The 17,665-nt window shown below is 44.4% G+C and carries 14 protein-coding genes; 11 read left to right on the top strand and 3 right to left on the bottom strand.

Features of this window, described 5'->3' with window-relative positions; all coding sequences use genetic code 11:
- Positions 1–153 precede the first annotated feature (153 nt).
- The 5 genes from H8B19_RS06795 (at position 154) to H8B19_RS06815 (ending at position 6,625) form a co-directional block, all read left to right on the top strand.
- The gene (locus H8B19_RS06795) at positions 154–729 is read left to right on the top strand and encodes an RNA polymerase sigma factor (RefSeq protein ID WP_186506048.1); all 576 of its coding nucleotides are present in this window, start codon (positions 154–156) and stop codon (positions 727–729) included.
- 5 nt (positions 730–734) lie between these two features.
- The gene (locus H8B19_RS06800) at positions 735–1,067 is read left to right on the top strand and encodes a FecR/PupR family sigma factor regulator (RefSeq protein ID WP_186506049.1); all 333 of its coding nucleotides are present in this window, start codon (positions 735–737) and stop codon (positions 1,065–1,067) included.
- Between the two features lie 225 nt (positions 1,068–1,292).
- Complete coding sequence (locus H8B19_RS06805) at positions 1,293–4,283, top strand: TonB-dependent receptor domain-containing protein (protein WP_186506050.1); 2,991 nt, start codon at positions 1,293–1,295, stop codon at positions 4,281–4,283.
- A 56-nt stretch (positions 4,284–4,339) separates the two neighbouring features.
- Entirely contained in the window at positions 4,340–5,821 is a 1,482-nt protein-coding gene (locus H8B19_RS06810; protein ID WP_186506051.1) for an SLC13 family permease, read from the top strand.
- Between the two features lie 12 nt (positions 5,822–5,833).
- Positions 5,834–6,625: a DUF4886 domain-containing protein gene (locus H8B19_RS06815; protein WP_186506052.1), complete on the top strand. Its 792-nt coding sequence runs from the start codon at positions 5,834–5,836 to the stop codon at positions 6,623–6,625.
- Positions 6,626–6,691: 66 nt separating this feature from the next.
- Here the strand turns inward: H8B19_RS06815 and H8B19_RS06820 are convergent, their stop codons facing one another.
- Positions 6,692–7,561 carry a LysR family transcriptional regulator gene (locus tag H8B19_RS06820; RefSeq protein WP_186506053.1) on the bottom strand — a complete coding sequence of 290 codons (870 nt, stop codon included), beginning with the start codon at positions 7,559–7,561 and terminating at the stop codon, positions 6,692–6,694.
- A gap of 102 nt (positions 7,562–7,663) precedes the next feature.
- On the opposite strand from H8B19_RS06820, the gene H8B19_RS06825 reads away from it, so the two are divergent.
- Positions 7,664–8,224 (top strand): hypothetical protein, encoded by a 561-nt coding sequence (locus tag H8B19_RS06825; protein WP_186506054.1) that lies wholly within the window; start codon positions 7,664–7,666, stop codon positions 8,222–8,224.
- Positions 8,225–8,286: 62 nt separating this feature from the next.
- On the opposite strand, the gene H8B19_RS06830 is transcribed toward H8B19_RS06825, so the two are convergent.
- Positions 8,287–9,414: a LuxR C-terminal-related transcriptional regulator gene (locus tag H8B19_RS06830; protein WP_186506055.1), complete on the bottom strand. Its 1,128-nt coding sequence runs from the start codon at positions 9,412–9,414 to the stop codon at positions 8,287–8,289.
- Between the two features lie 452 nt (positions 9,415–9,866).
- Here H8B19_RS06830 and H8B19_RS06835 point away from each other — a divergent pair, with 452 nt between their 5' ends.
- The 5 genes from H8B19_RS06835 (at position 9,867) to yghU (ending at position 14,900) form a co-directional block, all read left to right on the top strand.
- Positions 9,867–10,409 (top strand): hypothetical protein, encoded by a 543-nt coding sequence (locus tag H8B19_RS06835; RefSeq protein ID WP_186506056.1) that lies wholly within the window; start codon positions 9,867–9,869, stop codon positions 10,407–10,409.
- The gene (locus tag H8B19_RS06840; protein WP_186506057.1) at positions 10,406–11,809 is read left to right on the top strand and encodes a PepSY-associated TM helix domain-containing protein; all 1,404 of its coding nucleotides are present in this window, start codon (positions 10,406–10,408) and stop codon (positions 11,807–11,809) included. The genes H8B19_RS06835 and H8B19_RS06840 overlap by 4 nt, the downstream gene beginning before the upstream one ends.
- A 207-nt stretch (positions 11,810–12,016) precedes the next feature.
- The gene (locus tag H8B19_RS06845; RefSeq protein WP_186506058.1) at positions 12,017–13,033 is read left to right on the top strand and encodes a zinc-binding alcohol dehydrogenase family protein; all 1,017 of its coding nucleotides are present in this window, start codon (positions 12,017–12,019) and stop codon (positions 13,031–13,033) included.
- 12 nt (positions 13,034–13,045) lie between these two features.
- A complete protein-coding gene (locus H8B19_RS06850) occupies positions 13,046–13,960 on the top strand; it encodes a LysR family transcriptional regulator (RefSeq protein WP_186506059.1) in 915 nt (304 codons plus the stop codon).
- A gap of 88 nt (positions 13,961–14,048) precedes the next feature.
- Entirely contained in the window at positions 14,049–14,900 is an 852-nt protein-coding gene (gene yghU / locus H8B19_RS06855) for a glutathione-dependent disulfide-bond oxidoreductase (protein WP_186506060.1), read from the top strand.
- Positions 14,901–14,973: 73 nt separating this feature from the next.
- Here yghU and H8B19_RS06860 read toward each other — a convergent pair whose 3' ends face one another.
- Complete coding sequence (locus tag H8B19_RS06860; RefSeq protein WP_186506061.1) at positions 14,974–17,538, bottom strand: alpha-L-rhamnosidase-related protein; 2,565 nt, start codon at positions 17,536–17,538, stop codon at positions 14,974–14,976.
- Positions 17,539–17,665: the final 127 nt, after the last annotated feature.

A 17,665-nucleotide genomic window follows, 5' to 3' on the forward strand; every position in this document is an offset into this window, starting at 1 on the left:
TTAGGGACAATGAAGTGTTTAAATATTCACACCTGTCTCACACCTTCGGTAATAGATTATTAAAAAAAAAAGCGGTAATGTTGCGCCGTTGTAATAACATTTTGTATGAAAAATATTCACTTTTTATTCACCAGTAAATGCGGCAGGCCAGTAATGCATAACAATAATCAGCCTGATTCTTTAACTCAATCCATCAGCGATGATGGTTATAAAGAATTGTTCTCCAGTTCTCACTGGAAGCTGAAAAAAGCACTGAGCCGTTTTCTCTCTCCCTCCGATGCCGAAGAGGTGATTCAGGAAAGTTTTGTCACTTTACTGGAACAATGTAAGCAACAAAAACCAGATAATCCCCAGGCGTTTGTGTTCAGAGTCGCGCGTAATATTGCCATCAGCCGTCTACGTAATCAGGCTGTACGTCGTCGTTTTCTGGATAAAGAAATCAACCAGATTGACGTGATTGAACCGCAGGAAAATTTGCAGGATTCAATGGCGGATGATCAACACAAGGCAAAATTACTCGCAGCGATAGATCAACTGCCGCCAGTATGCCGTCAGGTTTTTGTGTTAAAAAAAATACATGGTTACAGCCATAAAGAAATAGCAGAGCAGATGCAGATTTCAGTCAAAACAGTTGAAAATCATTTAGCTAAAGGCATGAAAGCCTGTCTGTTTGCCTTCCGGCCTGCTGCAAGCGATACATCGCTTAACCGGATGAAAGCGGATAAGTAACACCGATGAATGTAGATGAATGGGTGGGTTATGGCCTGCCTGAGCATACCATGGATCAGGCAGTTGCCTGGTTGGTGAAACTGGAATCCGGTGAGATGGAAGAAAGTGAATACCGTCAGTTCTCTCAGTGGCTAGACAGCCAGCCTGAGCATCGTTGGGCGTTTGAAGAGTTATCTGCGGTCTGGGCGAAAACATCCACACTGAAGGAAGATAAATCCCTACCCGGAGAGCAAATACCCAATCAATCTCTTTCACAACAATCAGCTTCTTCCCGGGGATATTTTGGTATCGCTATCGCATTAATGAGCATTGGTTTAATTATTGGTTTGTTAGGGTAATGCATAACTGATATCTATCGCATTTTTATGGCGAAAAATTCAACACAATCTCATCTTTCCAGGCTATTCTATTTAAAAATTTTTCCTTAAAAATACTAATAAAATCATTAGGTAAGGCTTTTTATGTAAATTAATTGTTAATTTGATGTAGGGGGAAATTCTGACTTAGGCGTCTTTGTATTCATAAGGACCATAAAAATAACGAATTCAACTCTGGAGCCCTTTATGCTTAATAAAATAACAAAGGTCATATCAAACCAGTACAGCTATTCAATTTCTGTTGCTGTCGCGCTGGTTGCATTTGCCTCACACGCCAGTGCACAGGAAAAACAAACTACCCCGGAAGAAGAATCAGTAGAAAAAATCTCGGTGGTGGGGTCACAAATTCGTGGGGGTCAGGTTAGCGAAGCCCTGGCTGTTTCCGTTATCAGTGCTGCGGATATCGCAGAACTGGGGATTGATTCGGGTGACGAATTACTGGATCTCATCCCGGAAAACGGCCAGAACTTTTTTAATGAAGCCGGCAATATTGGTGGTGGTGTCAATGCCGCGCGTGGTGACGTGGGTGCCTATAATTTACGTAATCTGGGCACGGGCAACACGCTGGTACTTTTGAATGGCCGTCGTCTGGTGAACGCCGCAACCTATCAAACCGAAGAAGTGGGCGGTAGTTTTGTCCCGGTAAACTCGGTTAACTCTAATACCATTCCGGTTTCTGGTTTAGAGCGAGTGGAAGTCTTACGCGATGGTGCTTCAGCTATTTATGGTGCAGATGCGGTAGCAGGCGTAGTGAACAACGTACTGAAAACCGATTTTGTCGGGTTTAACGTCAGCATGCGTTACAAAGGTTTTGAGAATCTGCCAAGAGATGACAAAACCCTTAAACTGGAATGGGGTAAGGATTTTAACGGCGGTAGAACCAATGTTAGTGCTTACTATAATTTTTACGATCGTGGACGTGTCAGTTCACTGGATGATCCGCGCTGGTCAAGTTCCGATTTCCGTGACCGCATTCCGGCAGGCTCCCCGTGGGAAGGCGATACAGCCTTTCGTAATGACAGCGCCAACTCATTATATGGTCAGTTTGATTTAGTCAAAAGTGCTACCAGCAGTGGTTTAAAAGATCATTTAACTGACAGTAGTGGGGAATTTGAAACCTTCCCTGCAGGTGATGCGCGTTGTACATATGCGATTAACGAGCAAATTTGTGGTGCCATTGATGGTAATGGAACAGAACGCTTTGATTTTAATGCGGTAGGTCGTGACCTGATTTCAGATTTAACCCGTAATAATCTGTTTGTGTTTGTTAATCACGATTTTGAAAATGGTATGCAGTCCTTTACCGAATTGTCGTATTATCAGTCGTCATCCAATATTACCCGTCATCCCTCATATTCATTCAGTACCTCTAAACTACGTGTTGGTGCAGAAAACTACTACAACCCATTTGGACCCTGTGGTTCGCCTAATCGTTTGCCTGATGCCTTGATCCCGGATGTACCCTGTGAAGGTCTGGCGTTAACCATTGATAATTATCGTTTTGCTGAAAAGCCACGTGTGGTTGATGTTGATGCTGATACTTACAGGGTGTTACAAGGTTTCCGCGGTCAGTTAGGTGACTGGGACTGGGAATCGGCATTTTCCTATTCGAAAGCCAGCCGTGAAGACGTAACACATAACCGCGTATCAAACATTCTGATGCAGGAAGCGTTAAATGATTCAACAGCGGCCGCTTACAATCCATTTAGCGCAGGCGTGAACAGCAATATTGAACGTGCGTTAGTGGATGTGCGTCGTGATAGCGAAACCACCTTAACCACGCTGGATGCAAAATTTTCAAATACCGATTTATTCACTCTGCCCGGTGGTAGCGCCAGCTTCCTGGTGGGCGTGGATTATCGTCGTGAAACCTTCAAGGATGATCGTGATCCTCGTTTAGATGGCACTATCGTGTTTACCGACTGGGAAGGCGATACCTATCCGTATGTTTCCGATGTGGTTAACTCAAGCCCTACACCGGATAACTCGGGTGAGCGTAAAGTCACGGCCTTGTTCACCGAATTGCAGTTACCGTTAATGGATGATTTTGATGTTCAGGCTGCTGTGCGTTACGAGAATTTTTCTGACGTAGAAAATACCACTGTCGGCAAGGTTGCATTTGGCTGGCATCCCAGTGATTTGTTTTTGTTAAGAGGTTCATGGTCGCAAGCTTTCAGAGCGCCAAATCTGGTCACTATTAACGAAGATATGGTTGCGCGTAACAATACCCGTACCGACTGGACCTGTGTTTATGCCGCAGAAAACGGTGGCGATCCGGATCAGGATATTCTGGATTGTACTAACTCTACTCAACGTATCGCGCAGGGTAGTGATAAATTAAAACCGGAAGATTCGACCAATACCTCATTGGGTGTGGTGTTAACACCAACTAAAAACCTGACCTTTACGGTGGATTACTGGACCATAGATAAAAACAATACCATTGGTTTATTGGGAGAGGAAAATCATACGATTCTGGATTTGGTTTATCGTCTTCGTAGTGGCAGTAATTGTGATACCAATCCAGCGGTTAACCGTGTGGAAGCAACAGATGACCAAATCGCTATCTACGATGCGGCAGGTATTTGTCCTGCTGGTGATATCAAGTATATTGACGATAACTACACCAACCTGGATAAGCGTACGGTAAGTGGTTATGACGTTGGGGTGTATTACAACGAGGACTTCTCCTTCGGTACGGTCCGTTTTGATTACAATGGTTCATTCCTGCAAAAATTTGAGCAGAAAGCGGGGGGAGATGCCTTATTGCTAGTGGAAGCACAGCAACAGGGTGAAATTACCGAGGATTATCCGGTGGTTGGTTTTGCTGATTTAATCGGTAAAGACGGAAACCAGAAACAACGTCATCACTTTAAATTATCGTGGCGTGATGGTGACTGGGGGGCCTCGTTATCCGGTAACCGAATTGGCAGTTTCTATCAAAGTGATTTAACGCTGGAAGATGGCACGAAATATGTTATCCCGGCTATGAGTACTTACGATGCCACTGTAGATTATCGTTTTGATATCAGCGATGTACGCACCCGTGTACGTTTTGGTATCAAAAACCTCACCGATGAGCGTGCTCCGTTAGCCGATGACTACTTTGGTTATTTCTCGGATGCACATTCCGATCTGGGTCGTAATTATTATCTCGACTTAAAAGCTTATTTCTAATCATCTATGCTTGCCGGTAATCAACTGATTACCGGCGGCAGGACGCTTTACTGATTATGCAACAAAATACCAATTATATTGAGGACGCAACACGCGCCCGTTATCAGGATGTGGGTTTATTACTTGGCCCACTTGTTTTTGCCTTGTTTATGTTTTTTGACGGCTCGCAATCGATTATGCCGCAGGAAGCGTGGCGGGTAGCTGCTGTTGGATTATGGATGGCGGTATGGTGGGCGACCGAAGCAATACCGGTGCCAGTCACCGCATTTATTCCTTTAGTTGCCTTTGACATTTTAAAGGTCGCGAGTTTTAAAGAAGCGGCGATGCCCTTCTCAAATCCGATTATCTTTTTGTTTTTAGGCGCGTTTTTACTGGCAATTGCTGTAGAGAAATGCAATTTGCACAAACGCATCGCGCTGGCGATTTTGGGCGTGACAGGCACTCAAAGTACCCGATTGATCGGCGGTTTTATGCTGGTGGGTGCGTTTTTGTCGATGTGGATGAGTAATACTTCAACCACTTTAATGTTGATGCCAATTTGTATCTCGGTGGTGAAAGTCATCACCGACAATTCCACCAGCGCAACGGACAGACAAAAAACACACTTCCAAATAGCCATGTTATTAGGTCTGGCCTATTCCACCACTATTGGTGGTTTATCGACTTTAATTGGTACGCCTCCCAATGCCTTACTCGCAGCGTTTTTAGCCGAAAACTATCATATGCAAATTGATTTTATCTCCTGGATGAAAGTGGGTGTGCCAATCAGTTTAATTATGTTGCCGTTAGCGTGGTTGTTGCTGACACGTGTACTGTTTAAGGTTGATATCAAAGTTGATGATTCGGTGAGTGAACATTTTGCCCAGTTACGTAAAGAACTGGGTGTTATGTCAAGTGCTGAAAAGCGCGTTGGTATCATCTTTTTAGTGGTGATTAGTCTGTGGATTTTACGTCGCCCGTTAACTGAATGGATTGGAATCACAGGTGTAACAGATGCGGGCATTGCGATGCTGGCGGCATTAATGTTGTTTTTGGTGCCTAAAGGCGGTAATAGCCAGTGCCGGTTACTTAACTGGCATGATGCGAGTATGGTGCCCTGGGGTGTATTAATTCTGTTTGGTGGTGGTTTAAGTCTGGCATCGGCTGTGTCGTCCAGTGGTCTGGCAATGTTCCTGGGTGAATCTTTACAGCCATTGACGATTTTTGGCATCGCCGTATTAATTATTGCTGCTACTGGTCTGGTGATTTTCTTAACCGAGCTGACCAGCAACCTGGCCACCGCTGCCACCTTGTTACCTGTGGTTGCTGCAATTGCCATGCAATCCGATTTATCTCCTCTGTTATTGACTGTTCCTGTGACGCTCGCCGCCAGTTGTGCCTTTATGTTACCGGTCGCTACACCACCTAACGCAATTGTATTTGCATCCGGTTATTTAACCATTCCGCAAATGGTCAGAAGTGGCGTAATGCTGAATATTATTGGCATGATTTTATTATCTCTGGTTGCCGTGTGGTGGGCGCCCTACATCTTGTTGTAAGGATTAAAGTAAATGAAAAAATTAGTGTTACTGATTGTGTTATGGGCTGGGTTTTCAACTGCCTATGCCGAGTTACAACCCAAAGTGAAACCGACTTTGCAGCCACAAAAAGTGTTGTTTGTCGGTAACAGTTTCAGTTATTACAACAATGGTGTTCAGAACCATGTTATCAGCCTGATTAAGTCAGCAGGTAAATGGACGCAGGGCGAGAATCGTTACCGTCTTAAAACTCTGTCAGGCGGTAAATTATATGAACATATCAAAGGTTTTAGTTATTTAATGGATCAGCCGCAAGGTAAAGGCTGGGACATAGTGGTATTGCAAGGACATTCAAACGAAGCTGCAACTAAAAAGCGTTATCCGGCGTTTGATGAAGCAGCCAAAATATTAGTTAAAAAAGCACGTGAGCATAAGGTTGAACCGGTGTTTTTTATGACCTGGCCATATAAAGGCGAACCCAAAATGACCGCTAAAATACGCCAGGGGTATTTAAAAACAGCCAATCAGTTAAATGCACTCGTGGTGCCTGTGGGATTGGCGTTTGCTAAGGCTAACCAAACATTACCACAGCTTGAGTTATATCATGCTGATGTAGAAGGCTTTGATGACAAAGGTGAGGTGCAATACCACCCGGTAGAAAAACACCCGTCAATGGCCGGTACTTATTTGGCTGCCTGCATGTTTTATGCTGCCTTTTATCAACAGTCTCCGGCAGGACTGACATACACTGCGAAGTTACCAGTGGAGACGGCCAGGGAACTGCAGGATGTAGCGTGGCAAACCTATCAGGAATTCTATAAGTAATTGAATACAAAATATTTTGTAAAAGCCTGCATTTGCAGGCTTTTTTATGGCTTAAATGAATAGGGGTTATAACCAGCGTTTTATCCAGCTGCATTCCTGTTTAACTGCGCTGTGCTGCAATAAGGGTTTACGCACCGATAAATAATAAGCCCGCTCCGGCACAATTAAGGCGTTAGGATCAATTTTGATTAGTTGGTTTTGTGCCAGCTGCTCTTTTACCAGCGCTTGCTCCAGCAGTGCAACGCCCTGATGATTTAACACCGCCTGCAATAATAAAATCGTGTGGCTGAAATAACGTTGTTTGCCACCCTGGCTGTTAGGTGAAAACTGATTAAGCCAAAAATCCCATTCATTCACATCTTCCAGCGTGAGCAAGGTTGCTTGTGGCAGCCAGTGTTGGTTTTGTTGCAGTCCTTGCTCGTATTCGGGACTGCACACCGCAATATACTGTTCCCGCTGTAACAGCTCACTTTGGTAATGCGGATTAACAATGCGCTGACCTAACACCATATCCAGACCCAGAGCCACAGGATCATCGTTACATTGCAGCATTCTGACTCTGATGTCGCTATGGCTGCCGTCAATATCACGCAAACTAAGCGCCTGAGTAAAACGATTCATCGCCAGTGCACTGTCCACTCCAATTTGAATGGTATCGGGTTCAGATTGGGTAAACTGGTTACTTAGTTGTTCAATGGCGGTGAAGTGCTGTGCTAATTCACTGGCGAATTTTTTCGCGCTGTCAGTTAAAAATAACTGTCGCCCGTGTTTTTCGGTAATCGCAAAACCACATTGCTGTTCAATGCGTTTTAACTGATGGCTAACGGCACTAATTGAAATATTTAACTCATCGGCCACACGACTGTGCTGCTGATGACGGTTTAAGCTCACCAGTAGTTGTAGTTGTTTAAATGACAGATGATTAGCTGTGTTCATACTTGATATTAATTCAACTAAATGTCTAAATTTGTCAATTTTTATACTGTGCCTGAAAGCGTATTCTGTATCCAGTGAATTTATTGGATTAAGGGTTTTATAATGATAAAGCAAGGTTTGAGAATTAAAAAAGGCATATTTACAGCAATATCGACAATAGCTATTTTGTTGACTCAGTTTCAGGTAAATGCTGATGAGGCTTCCACGCATTTTTGCGGACCAACTGTGCCCAAAGCAGCTTTAAAGTTAGACAGCATTATTCCTGCGTTGTACGGCATAGTGTCCGGCGCTGCTGGCGAAACAAAAAACTGGCAGCTGATGTCTGAGCTGTTTGCGCCTAATGGTCAGATTGTGCCGGTGTTTCATGATAAAAAACAGCAACCTCAAATTGATGTGTTAAGCGTGGAAAAGTTTGTTGAACTGAATAAACAAATTTTTAAAGACATCAATTTTTACGAAACGGAAGTCAGTAAACAGATTTTCCAGGTGGGGCATATGGCTACCGTATTAAGTCACTATGCATCACGTGATGATTTAAATGCTGCGCCTTACTCACAAGGTATCAACTCCTTTCAGTTGCTTAATGATGGTCGTCGCTGGTGTGTGATTTCTGTCACCTGGGACAGCGATAAAGGCGGTCATGCCATTCACGCTTTTGAATAAAAAAACAGTAAAAAGCCGGTGTGAACCGGCAATGGTGTGAATTGGTCATAATGTGAAAATGCTTATTGGCTAAATGCCGCCAACGTCGCCATTAACTCAATTTGTGAATTGATATTCATCTTGCGGTAAATATTTTGCAGATGCACCCGCAAGGTGTTGTAGGCGACTTCTTTGCTCGTGGCGATATCTTTGAGTGTTTGTTTATTGTTTAAGGCTTGTAGTAACTCCAACTCTTTAGGGGTGAGGTTGTATTCATTATTAAATTGCACCCAATCAATCGTGTGTTGCAGTTTAATGGTAACCAGAGCGCACGGGGTGCTGATTTCGACAATTCCATTTTCACGCTGAAGTGGAGATACGCGAATGCGCGCTTCCTGATAATTGTCATTAGTCACTATTAAGGTTTGCTGCTCACCAATACTACTAAACTGCTGGTGTGCACATTGCTGAATGTTGTTTAGCAACATTTGCTGGTAAACCGGTGTATCAATCAGCAAATGGTTAGCCTGAATACTAACTGGCATGCCTTGTGTCAGGTGTTTATTAGCAAAGTCGTTGCTTAAAATGATCTTGCCGTGTTCATCGGTAACGATAACGGCCTGGGTTGACTGATCAATCACATGCTTAGTCAAAGCCGAATATTGTTTTAGCAGATTGATTTCTTTGAATATATGCATTGCTCGCGATAAATGAGGTGCCAGTTTTTTAAGCAGATTAATTTCATCTACCGTGTAATCCGGATCATTAAAACCTCTGTTGAGTGCCAGCATAGCTTCGTGTTTCCCATCCCGACACAAGCAGGAGGTAATCACCTGAGCCGAATCCATTGGCACAATAACATTTTGGTAAAAATCAGTGTGTTGGTATTCGGTTAAATCCAGATAGTGATTCAGTACCAATACATCACCTTCGCTCATGTCCTTGCTGACAGAATAATAAGGATCTTCAAAAGGACGTGCCTGATAGTCCTGTATCAGTTTAGCTGGCACGTTAATGGTGGTGCTGTATTCAAGTATGGCCGGTGTTTCTGAAGCCAGTTCGGTTAAATAAAAGAAGGCTTTGTTTGATGCTGTGACCTGCAGTAATTTATCCAGTAACCCTTGCCATTGACCAGTGCGTGAAGCGGAATAGGTTTCTTCAATTAGTTCGAGTATAAAGTCAGTGGAATTGATGCGATTTTTGTCCGTCATCTTACAATCTTCGCTTATTTTTTAACCTAATGTATCGGTTTTTGTATCCCAGATCAAAACTTATATAAATTAGTAAGTTACAGACTATTTTTACGTATTATTTATCTGGCTTCAGCGAAAGTTTTAGTGTGCAGAGTTTACAGCGAGTTGATTTTTAGGGGGATGAGTTCTGTTCAAAATTAACACGCATTAAACGGTATAGCTGGTTCTATTTATCCATTACTTTTTAAAGTATATAAACTTACTTTTCTGAACTTTCACTGCAAAAAGTTAATAAGTCTCAGATTCCCTAAAGTTTTTGAATTTATTGCAATTATTGCCTGTGGCCTGACTATGCAACATGAAATTATTTCGTTACTATTAATAAAAATGATTCGTATTTAATTTTGTTCTGTTGTACTTATATTGTTGGCGGTAAGTGGACAAATTTAGCTAAGTTCTCAGGTAAATTTATGATGTATCTGTTGGCCACGCTGTTGTCATTAGCAACGGTAAGTGGTTTTTATTTAAGTTGGAAACAGCAAGCCAGCCGGGCGTTATGGTTATCGATTGGCTTATTAGTAGTGAGCTGTATCGGCTGGTCGTATGCGGCGGGTTGGGAATATGGTCTGGTTTATGCGTTGTGTATTCCGAGCATGTTGGTGTGGCTGTTTATTTGGCAACAACGTAAATCACTGGGCGTAAACAAAGCCATTCCCCATTCACCTGCTGCTAAGGTCAGTGCAAAACTGGCCGCTTCTCATATGGGAAGATTATTGGTTGTACTGATTATTCAGGCCTTAATTAGTTTATTGCTAACCTTAGTTTTTTGTTACTTGTTACCACTTGAAGACGTAAACCGCATGGCACTTGGCATAGTGTTGTTGCCGCTGGTGTGGGCGTTATTGAGTTATCAGTTATTGCAAAGCCGTTTTTACTGGCGCTCCCTTAGTATTCAAATGGTGGTGGGATTGCTTTCCGCCGGTGGTTTAGCTGTACAAGGAGGCCTGATATGAGCAATAAAACGAATCTGGCCAAGCAGGCTTTATCTGCTCACAGTTGGATGGGCGTGTTTTTAGGTGCGTTGTTATTTTGGGTATGTTTATCCGGTACCTTGGTGGTATTCCATCAGGAAATGGAGCGTTGGGAACAACCCGCCGTGCTCGAAATGGCAGATACCAATGCGGAAACTGTGCAAAAGGCGTTTGATAATTTTACCGCTAAACACAAGGAAGACACCGAACATTTCTTTGTGGTGTTTCCTACATCGGGCATTCCCCGCTTAGTGGTAGAAAACGATCATGTTGCTTATTTTGCCGATCAGCAGGGAAATCTGCTGGAAAAAGAACAATCACCACTCACCAAAATGCTGGTCAACTGGCACTTATATCTGCATCTGCCGATGAGCTGGGGCATGATCCTGGTCAGTGCGTTGGGTGCGATTATTTGTGCCTTGGTTATTAGCGGCATTATTGCGCATAAACGTATTTTAAAAGATGCCTTTCGCCTGAGAACCGGCAGCACAGGCCAGCAATATCAAATTGATTTGCATAACCGCTTTGGCGTCTGGGCGGCACCATTTCATTTAATTATCGGTATTACCGGGACCTATTTTGGCCTTGCCGGTGTGATGATCGTTATTGTCGCGCAGCTGTTTTATAACGGTGATCGTCAGGCGGTGATGGATACGGTTTTTACCCCTGAGCCTGAACTGCATCAAACTATAGAGCCGGTTAATGTGGGTAAAGCCTTCGAACAAGCGTTAACCATGGAGCCCAATGGCAAACCGATTTTTATGACGGTGCATGAGCCGGGTACGGAAGGGCAGTTTATTGAAATCTATACCGAAATTCCGGGCAGAATGCTGTACTCAGAAAATTTCCGATTTGATGCCGCAGGAAACTTTATTAGTACCGGTGGTTATAAAAAAGGAGCCTGGGGCAAACAGTTGGTGTATTCACTCTACCGTTTACACTTCGGCCAGTTTGCCGGCATGGCGGGCAAAGTCCTTTATTTTGTATTAGGTATTATGCTGACCCTGCTGTGTACATCTGGCATGAAAATCTGGTTTAACAAACGTGCGGCAGACGATGCGCTACCCCGAATCTGGACGGCATTAGTATGGTCTACTTTTATCGGTGTAACAGCGGTAAGTACCTATAGTTTGTTAGCACATACTGCGCCTGTGGTTATTTTATGGGGCGTGATTGCTGTTGCCATCCTGCTTGGCTGGAAAGTCAGTGTAATAAGCTTAAAACACTGGCAAATTGCCACGGCTGTATCACTTGCTGTTTTGTTGCTTGTGTATGCCATAACCCATCAGCATGGTCTATTTAACCTTGCGTCATTGCAGTTAAATCTGCCGATCGTGGCATTTATTGCATATTGCCTGTACCGGATAAAACGACCGCAGTAATAAAACTACCAGGCTGCATTAGAGTTGAATTCAACCTACTTATAAAACGCGCATTTAGCGCGTTTTTTGTCATCTTTAACTTATTAAATTGTTTTTTACTTTGTTTATTTTCAAATTTATTTTGATAAAGATTGTTTTTTTATGCGGTTTTTAAATTTTTTGTTTAATTTAAACTAAGGGATACAGTTTTCTAGCAAGGAATTTATTATGCAAGCAGTCGGTTATCAGCAGGCACATCAATTAGGTGAAGGTGCGCTAAACGACATAGAGTTACCTGTACCTCAGGCAAGTGCTCATGATCTTTTGGTTGAAGTGAGCGCAGTATCGGTTAATCCGGTCGATACCAAAATCCGCAAATCCGCCAGTGTAGAGCAGGGTTACAAAGTTTTGGGTTGGGATGCAGTCGGCACCGTTAAAGCTGTGGGTGAAAAAGTCACTCTTTTCAAGCCGGGTGACCGCGTTTGGTATGCCGGTGATATTACTCGTCAGGGCAGCAACGCGCAGTTCCAGTTAGTGGATGAGCGAATTGTTAGTCTGGCGCCAAACAGTTTATCCGATGCGCAAGCCGCCGCTTTGCCGCTAACATCATTAACTGCGTGGGAAATGTTATTCGATCGTTTGCAGGTAAAAACCGGCAAAGATTTCAGCGGCGAAAGTTTGTTAGTGATAGGTGCTGCCGGTGGTGTGGGCTCAATTTTAGTGCAACTGGCACGCAAGTTAACCGGCTTAACTGTCATTGGTACCGCGTCGCGTGAAGAAACCCGCAACTGGTTAAAAGAATTGGGCGTGCACCATGTGATTGATCACAGTAAACCACTAAGCCAGCAATTAAAGGCAATTGGATTTGATTCGGTTACCCATGTGGTAAGCCTGACCAATACGGATGATCATTTTGATGAAATCATCGAGTCGTTAGCGCCACAAGGCAAGTTTGGTTTAATCGACGATCCGGCAGTATTGGATGCCACCAAATTAAAGCGTAAAAGCTTATCGCTACACTGGGAGCTGATGTTCACCCGTTCATTATTCCAGACCGCGGATATGTTAGCCCAGCACCATATTTTATCTGAGGTTGCCGCATTAATTGACGAAGGCATTATTAAAACCACCCTGGGTGAAAATTTTGGTGAAATTAATGCTGCCAACATCACTAAAGCGCATCAGTTAATTGAATCACAACAAGCTAAAGGCAAAATTGTGTTGCAGGGTTTTGCTAAGTTATAGTCGGAGAGCTGAATGCGGGCGTTACAGGATTTAAAAATATTTATTGAAGCGGCCAAGTGCGGAAATCTATCTAAGGTCGCCGATTTAATGGAGCTGACACCCGCTGCCACCAGTGCTGCGATTAAACGGCTGGAAGCACAGGTAGGTGTGCCATTAATGGTGCGCTCAACCCGCAGCAGCCGTTTAACGCAGGCCGGAGAAATCTTTCTCGATCATTGTATTCGTGCGGTATCTACGCTGGAAGAGGGCATCGATTTACTCTCTTCCGAGCAAATATCCGGCAAGTTTACCTTGTCGTTACCCTCTGATTTAGGCCGCAATTTTTTAATGGGGGCGCTGGATGATTTTATGCAACATCACCCCAGTATTCGTTTGCATCTACAGGTTAGTGACAGAGTTGCGGATTTCTATCGTCATCCGGTGGATTTTGCGTTGCGTTATGGCCAGCTAAAAGATTCACAACTGGTGGCGCTGCCGGTGTGTGCTGAAAATCATCGTGTATTGGTGGCCTCACCGGATTACATTCGCCAATTTGGCAAACCGGATTCGCCACAGGCATTAACGGAACATAATTGCCTGCGTTTTATGCTGGATAATCAGCCACATAGCCGTTGGCAATTTGAACGCAACAAACAACAAATTAAGGTAGAGGTGCAGGGTAACCGTGTGGCTGATGATGCCGATGTGGTCAGGCGCTGGGCTGTGGCAGGTAAAGGCATTGCTTATAAATCGCTGCTGGATGTGGCTGAAGATATTGTTGCTGGTCGTTTGGTTCGTTTATGCCGTGACTGGCAGGGCGAAGCGGTACCACTTTGTTTGATAAGTGCAGATCGCCGCATGTTCACACCCGCCACGCTGGCGTTAAAAAATCATCTTACGCAGGTGTGTAAACAACGATTTGCTCTTTTACAGAGCGAATTGGCATAAGCAACATCTTTAAATTGCCGGTCTTACTCCTCATCTAATTAACTGAATAGCTTTTTTAACTAGCGCGCAATTTTTAAGGAATTTTAACGTGAGTGACCCAACCTATACTCCACCTAAAGTGTGGGAACCTGATAACGACAATGGCGGACAATTTGCCAGTATCAATCGCCCGACTGCCGGCGCCCGATTCGAGCGTGATTTGCCCAAAGGCGAACATGCACTGCAACTGCATTCATTAGCGACGCCCAATGGCGTAAAAGTAACCGTGATGCTGGAAGAGTTGCTGCAGGCTGGCATTAGTCAGGCAGAGTATGATGCTTTCCCCATCAGCATTGGTGACAGTGATCAGTTCAGTAGTGGCTTTGTGGAAATTAACCCCAACTCTAAAATCCCGGCGTTAATTGATACCTCAACCACGCCTGTTACACGTATTTTTGAATCGGGTTCAATTCTGGTTTATCTGGCCGAAAAGTTTGATGCCTTTTTACCTAAAACGCAGCCACAACGCACCGAGACTTTAAACTGGTTATTCTGGCAAATGGGCAGTGCGCCTTTCTTAGGTGGTGGTTTTGGCCATTTTTATAAATATGCCCCAGAGAAATACCAGTACCCAATCGACCGTTACACCATGGAAGTAAAACGCCAGCTGGATGTACTGGATAAACAACTGGCGAATAATACCTATGTGGCCGGTGACGAATATACTATTGCCGATATGGCAATCTGGCCCTGGTATGGTCAGGTGGTATTAAATACTGTGTATGAAGCGGCGGAGTTCCTGCAAGCTGAGAGTTATACCAACGTGATGCGCTGGGCAAAACAGATTGCCGAGCGTCCGGCGGTAAAACGCGGTGTATTAGTCAATAAAACCTGGGGCGAAGATAACGAGAAAGTGCCCGAGCGTCACAGCGCTGCCGATTTTGACGGTAAAGTGCTGTAGTTAAAGCTAAAACAAGCATTTAAAAAGGTGGTCGATGACCACCTTTTTTGTACCCTGATTCTGTATCCGGCGATTATTCGGCGGCGAGCGGCATTATGCGCAAACCGTATAAATCGACTGTATTAAGTGGGCCAGTTAAACCACCGGCTTCGCTGTAGGTTTGGTTATTTTGCAGGTAACTCATATTGTAATAATCGAGTAATTTGGCCTGATAGTCACCGGCCTTTAGTTTTACCTTAAGCGGGGTAGACCAGCCAATATCCTGCGAAATATGTGGCATCACCACCACGCCTTCTGCCACCAACTGCTGCTGGTTATCAAATAGCTGCAACCACTTTACCCCAGCGGTAATGCCGGTATTGATCGCATGGTGGTGATTGGCATATTTAAACTGCAAGGCATAGTCACCGCTTTGGTTAATCTTAAGCTGCTGGTAATTTAGCACATCATCGGCTGCGCCCCAGTTTTTAATATATGGCCCGTTATCGGACGCGCTTACCGGCTGGTTAATTTGCACCTTGGCCGAATCCATGCGGATAAAACTGCCATCATTAGTGCAGTGCACTTTGCTGTGATGTGATTGCAAACCACTGTCGTTAAACACCGCCATGGCCGAATAACAGCGCTGCACTGGGGTTAAATCGGTATCACGATAGCCTGTTGCAGCAGGCAATTCGGCCAAAGGTTTGCCATTGCGCATTAACTGATAACTAACGCTGCCCGGCTGATTGCGTGTATCCACTATGGTGATGGTTTGTTTATCATCACTTAGCGCTAACTGCGGTTCAAAGGGCACAAACAAATTATTGGGCGTGGCATCTGGCTCTGCACTTACACGTGTTATGTCAGTATCCGCTGCCTGTGCATTGCCTAAATTAATCACTAACTGGTTTTTATCTTTAAGCTGTTCGATGCTGATTTGTAAACCATTAAGTGTTTGTTTATTCAGTTCAATCGAATCAACCGCAAATACTCCGGATTGCGCGGTTTTATCATTGATATTCAGGGTGATATTTAACTCATGCCCCTGCCAGTTCAACTGCTTAAGTTGCAGGCTCGACTGAGCGGCAAAATACTGTTGATACAATTTAGCCGGAATATAAGGCGCAATCTGCAGGCCATTCTCTACGGCATTGATGCCAAATAAGTCATTAATCACCATGCTTAAATAAGCGCCTACAGACCATAACTGGCGGCGAGAGTTAATCACCGGGCCAGATAAATCGGCGTTGTTTGGATCCTGATACCATGCCTTGCCGCTTAACCATTCGAGGTTTTCCATATTACTTAAATTGGCTGCAGCACTTTGAATAAGTGTCTGGTAAGCCTCAACGGCTACCGCCTGATTGTTGGCGCTACGCGCGGCTTTTAAACCATAAGCAGTAACAAAGGGCCAGATTGCGCGGTTGTGGTAAACCGCAATGCCGGGCTGCTGCGGGAAAATAACCGGCGCGCCCTGTGGCCCATGCGGATAATTGGCCATAATGGCTTTGGTTTGTGCAGCGGATGCCACACCGGTAATTACTGCCAACGACTGCCCCAGCCAGTCGTATTTTTGCAGCACGTTGTTATCAAATTGCCCGGCGGTGAGGCTGGAATATAAACCTTGTTCCGGTAGCCATAATTGCTGATTAATCGCTTGTTTTAAATTCGCCGCCCACTGCTGATATTTTGCAGCTTGTTGTGGTTCACCTTGCTCGCTGGCTAAACGTGCCGCCAGCGTAATTGCCTTGTAATGCGCCACGTTGGTGGAAAGCGCTTTAGAGGTTGCCATGCTGGTTAATTGTTGTGGCAACCAGCTGGCATAGGTTTGTTCACGCCAGTCTAAAAAGGATTGCTCACCCATGTATAAACCGCTTTTGACATCAAAGGCGATTTTGCGGTCATTTTCTATGGTATTACTTAGAATGATCAGCGCGGTTTGCGCAAAGGTTTGGTAATCGTCGCCGTGTAAATTATTCAGCGCGGCTTCTGCGCCAAAGGCCCAGGTTACCCGGTCGGTACTGATTGGCCAGCTACCGCCGCTGCCGGTGTCCTGAATTATCTGCCAGCCAGATTTATCACCTGCCACCACATCGCTAATGTTTATTTGTTGACGAAAACCACTGGTTTTAAATAACAGTGAATTGACCACACGCTGCGGCTCTAATAACGCCAACCCTAAATTAGCCGCGTAAGATAAATCGCGGGTCCAGACGTAATGCCATTTTTCGCCGGTTTCAAAACATTCGCAGGCAATTGCCTCGCCGTGGTTATAGGCACCATCCTGAATTTCATCCACCGCATCCAGTTGCATTTCGATTTGCGCAAGAGCAAATAAACCATCAAACAATTCATTGCCACTGCGCACATAGGCGGCACCTGGCTGCTCAACAATGGCGCGATTAGGCGCTAAATCGTCACGCAATGTTGCGCTGGTGGTGAACTGGTACTGGCGCAAACCGTTGGCCTGCGTTTGTGATTCTACTGTTACTTTTGCGGTTTGTACTGGCGTGGTGCCTGAATCTTCAGACTGAGATGCTGCTTTAGGCGCTGTCATAGAATTTGGTATATCGGGTTTGCTCTGACAACCGGTAAGTCCTGCCATTACAAGAGATAAACATAAAACAGAGCGCGAAAAAGTGAAGTGGTTTTTCATTTTAGTCCTTAAATGACAGGCTGCGTATTGGCTGCGACTAACAATGCGATAGTTTGTAAAACTGTATCATTAAATTATCAGCGAGCGTTAAAAGCAGTGACAAGTTGCACGCTTTTTGTTGTAGTGG

The organism is Neptunicella marina (assembly GCF_014270035.1).
Taxonomy (GTDB): Bacteria; Pseudomonadota; Gammaproteobacteria; order Enterobacterales; family Alteromonadaceae; genus Neptunicella; species Neptunicella marina.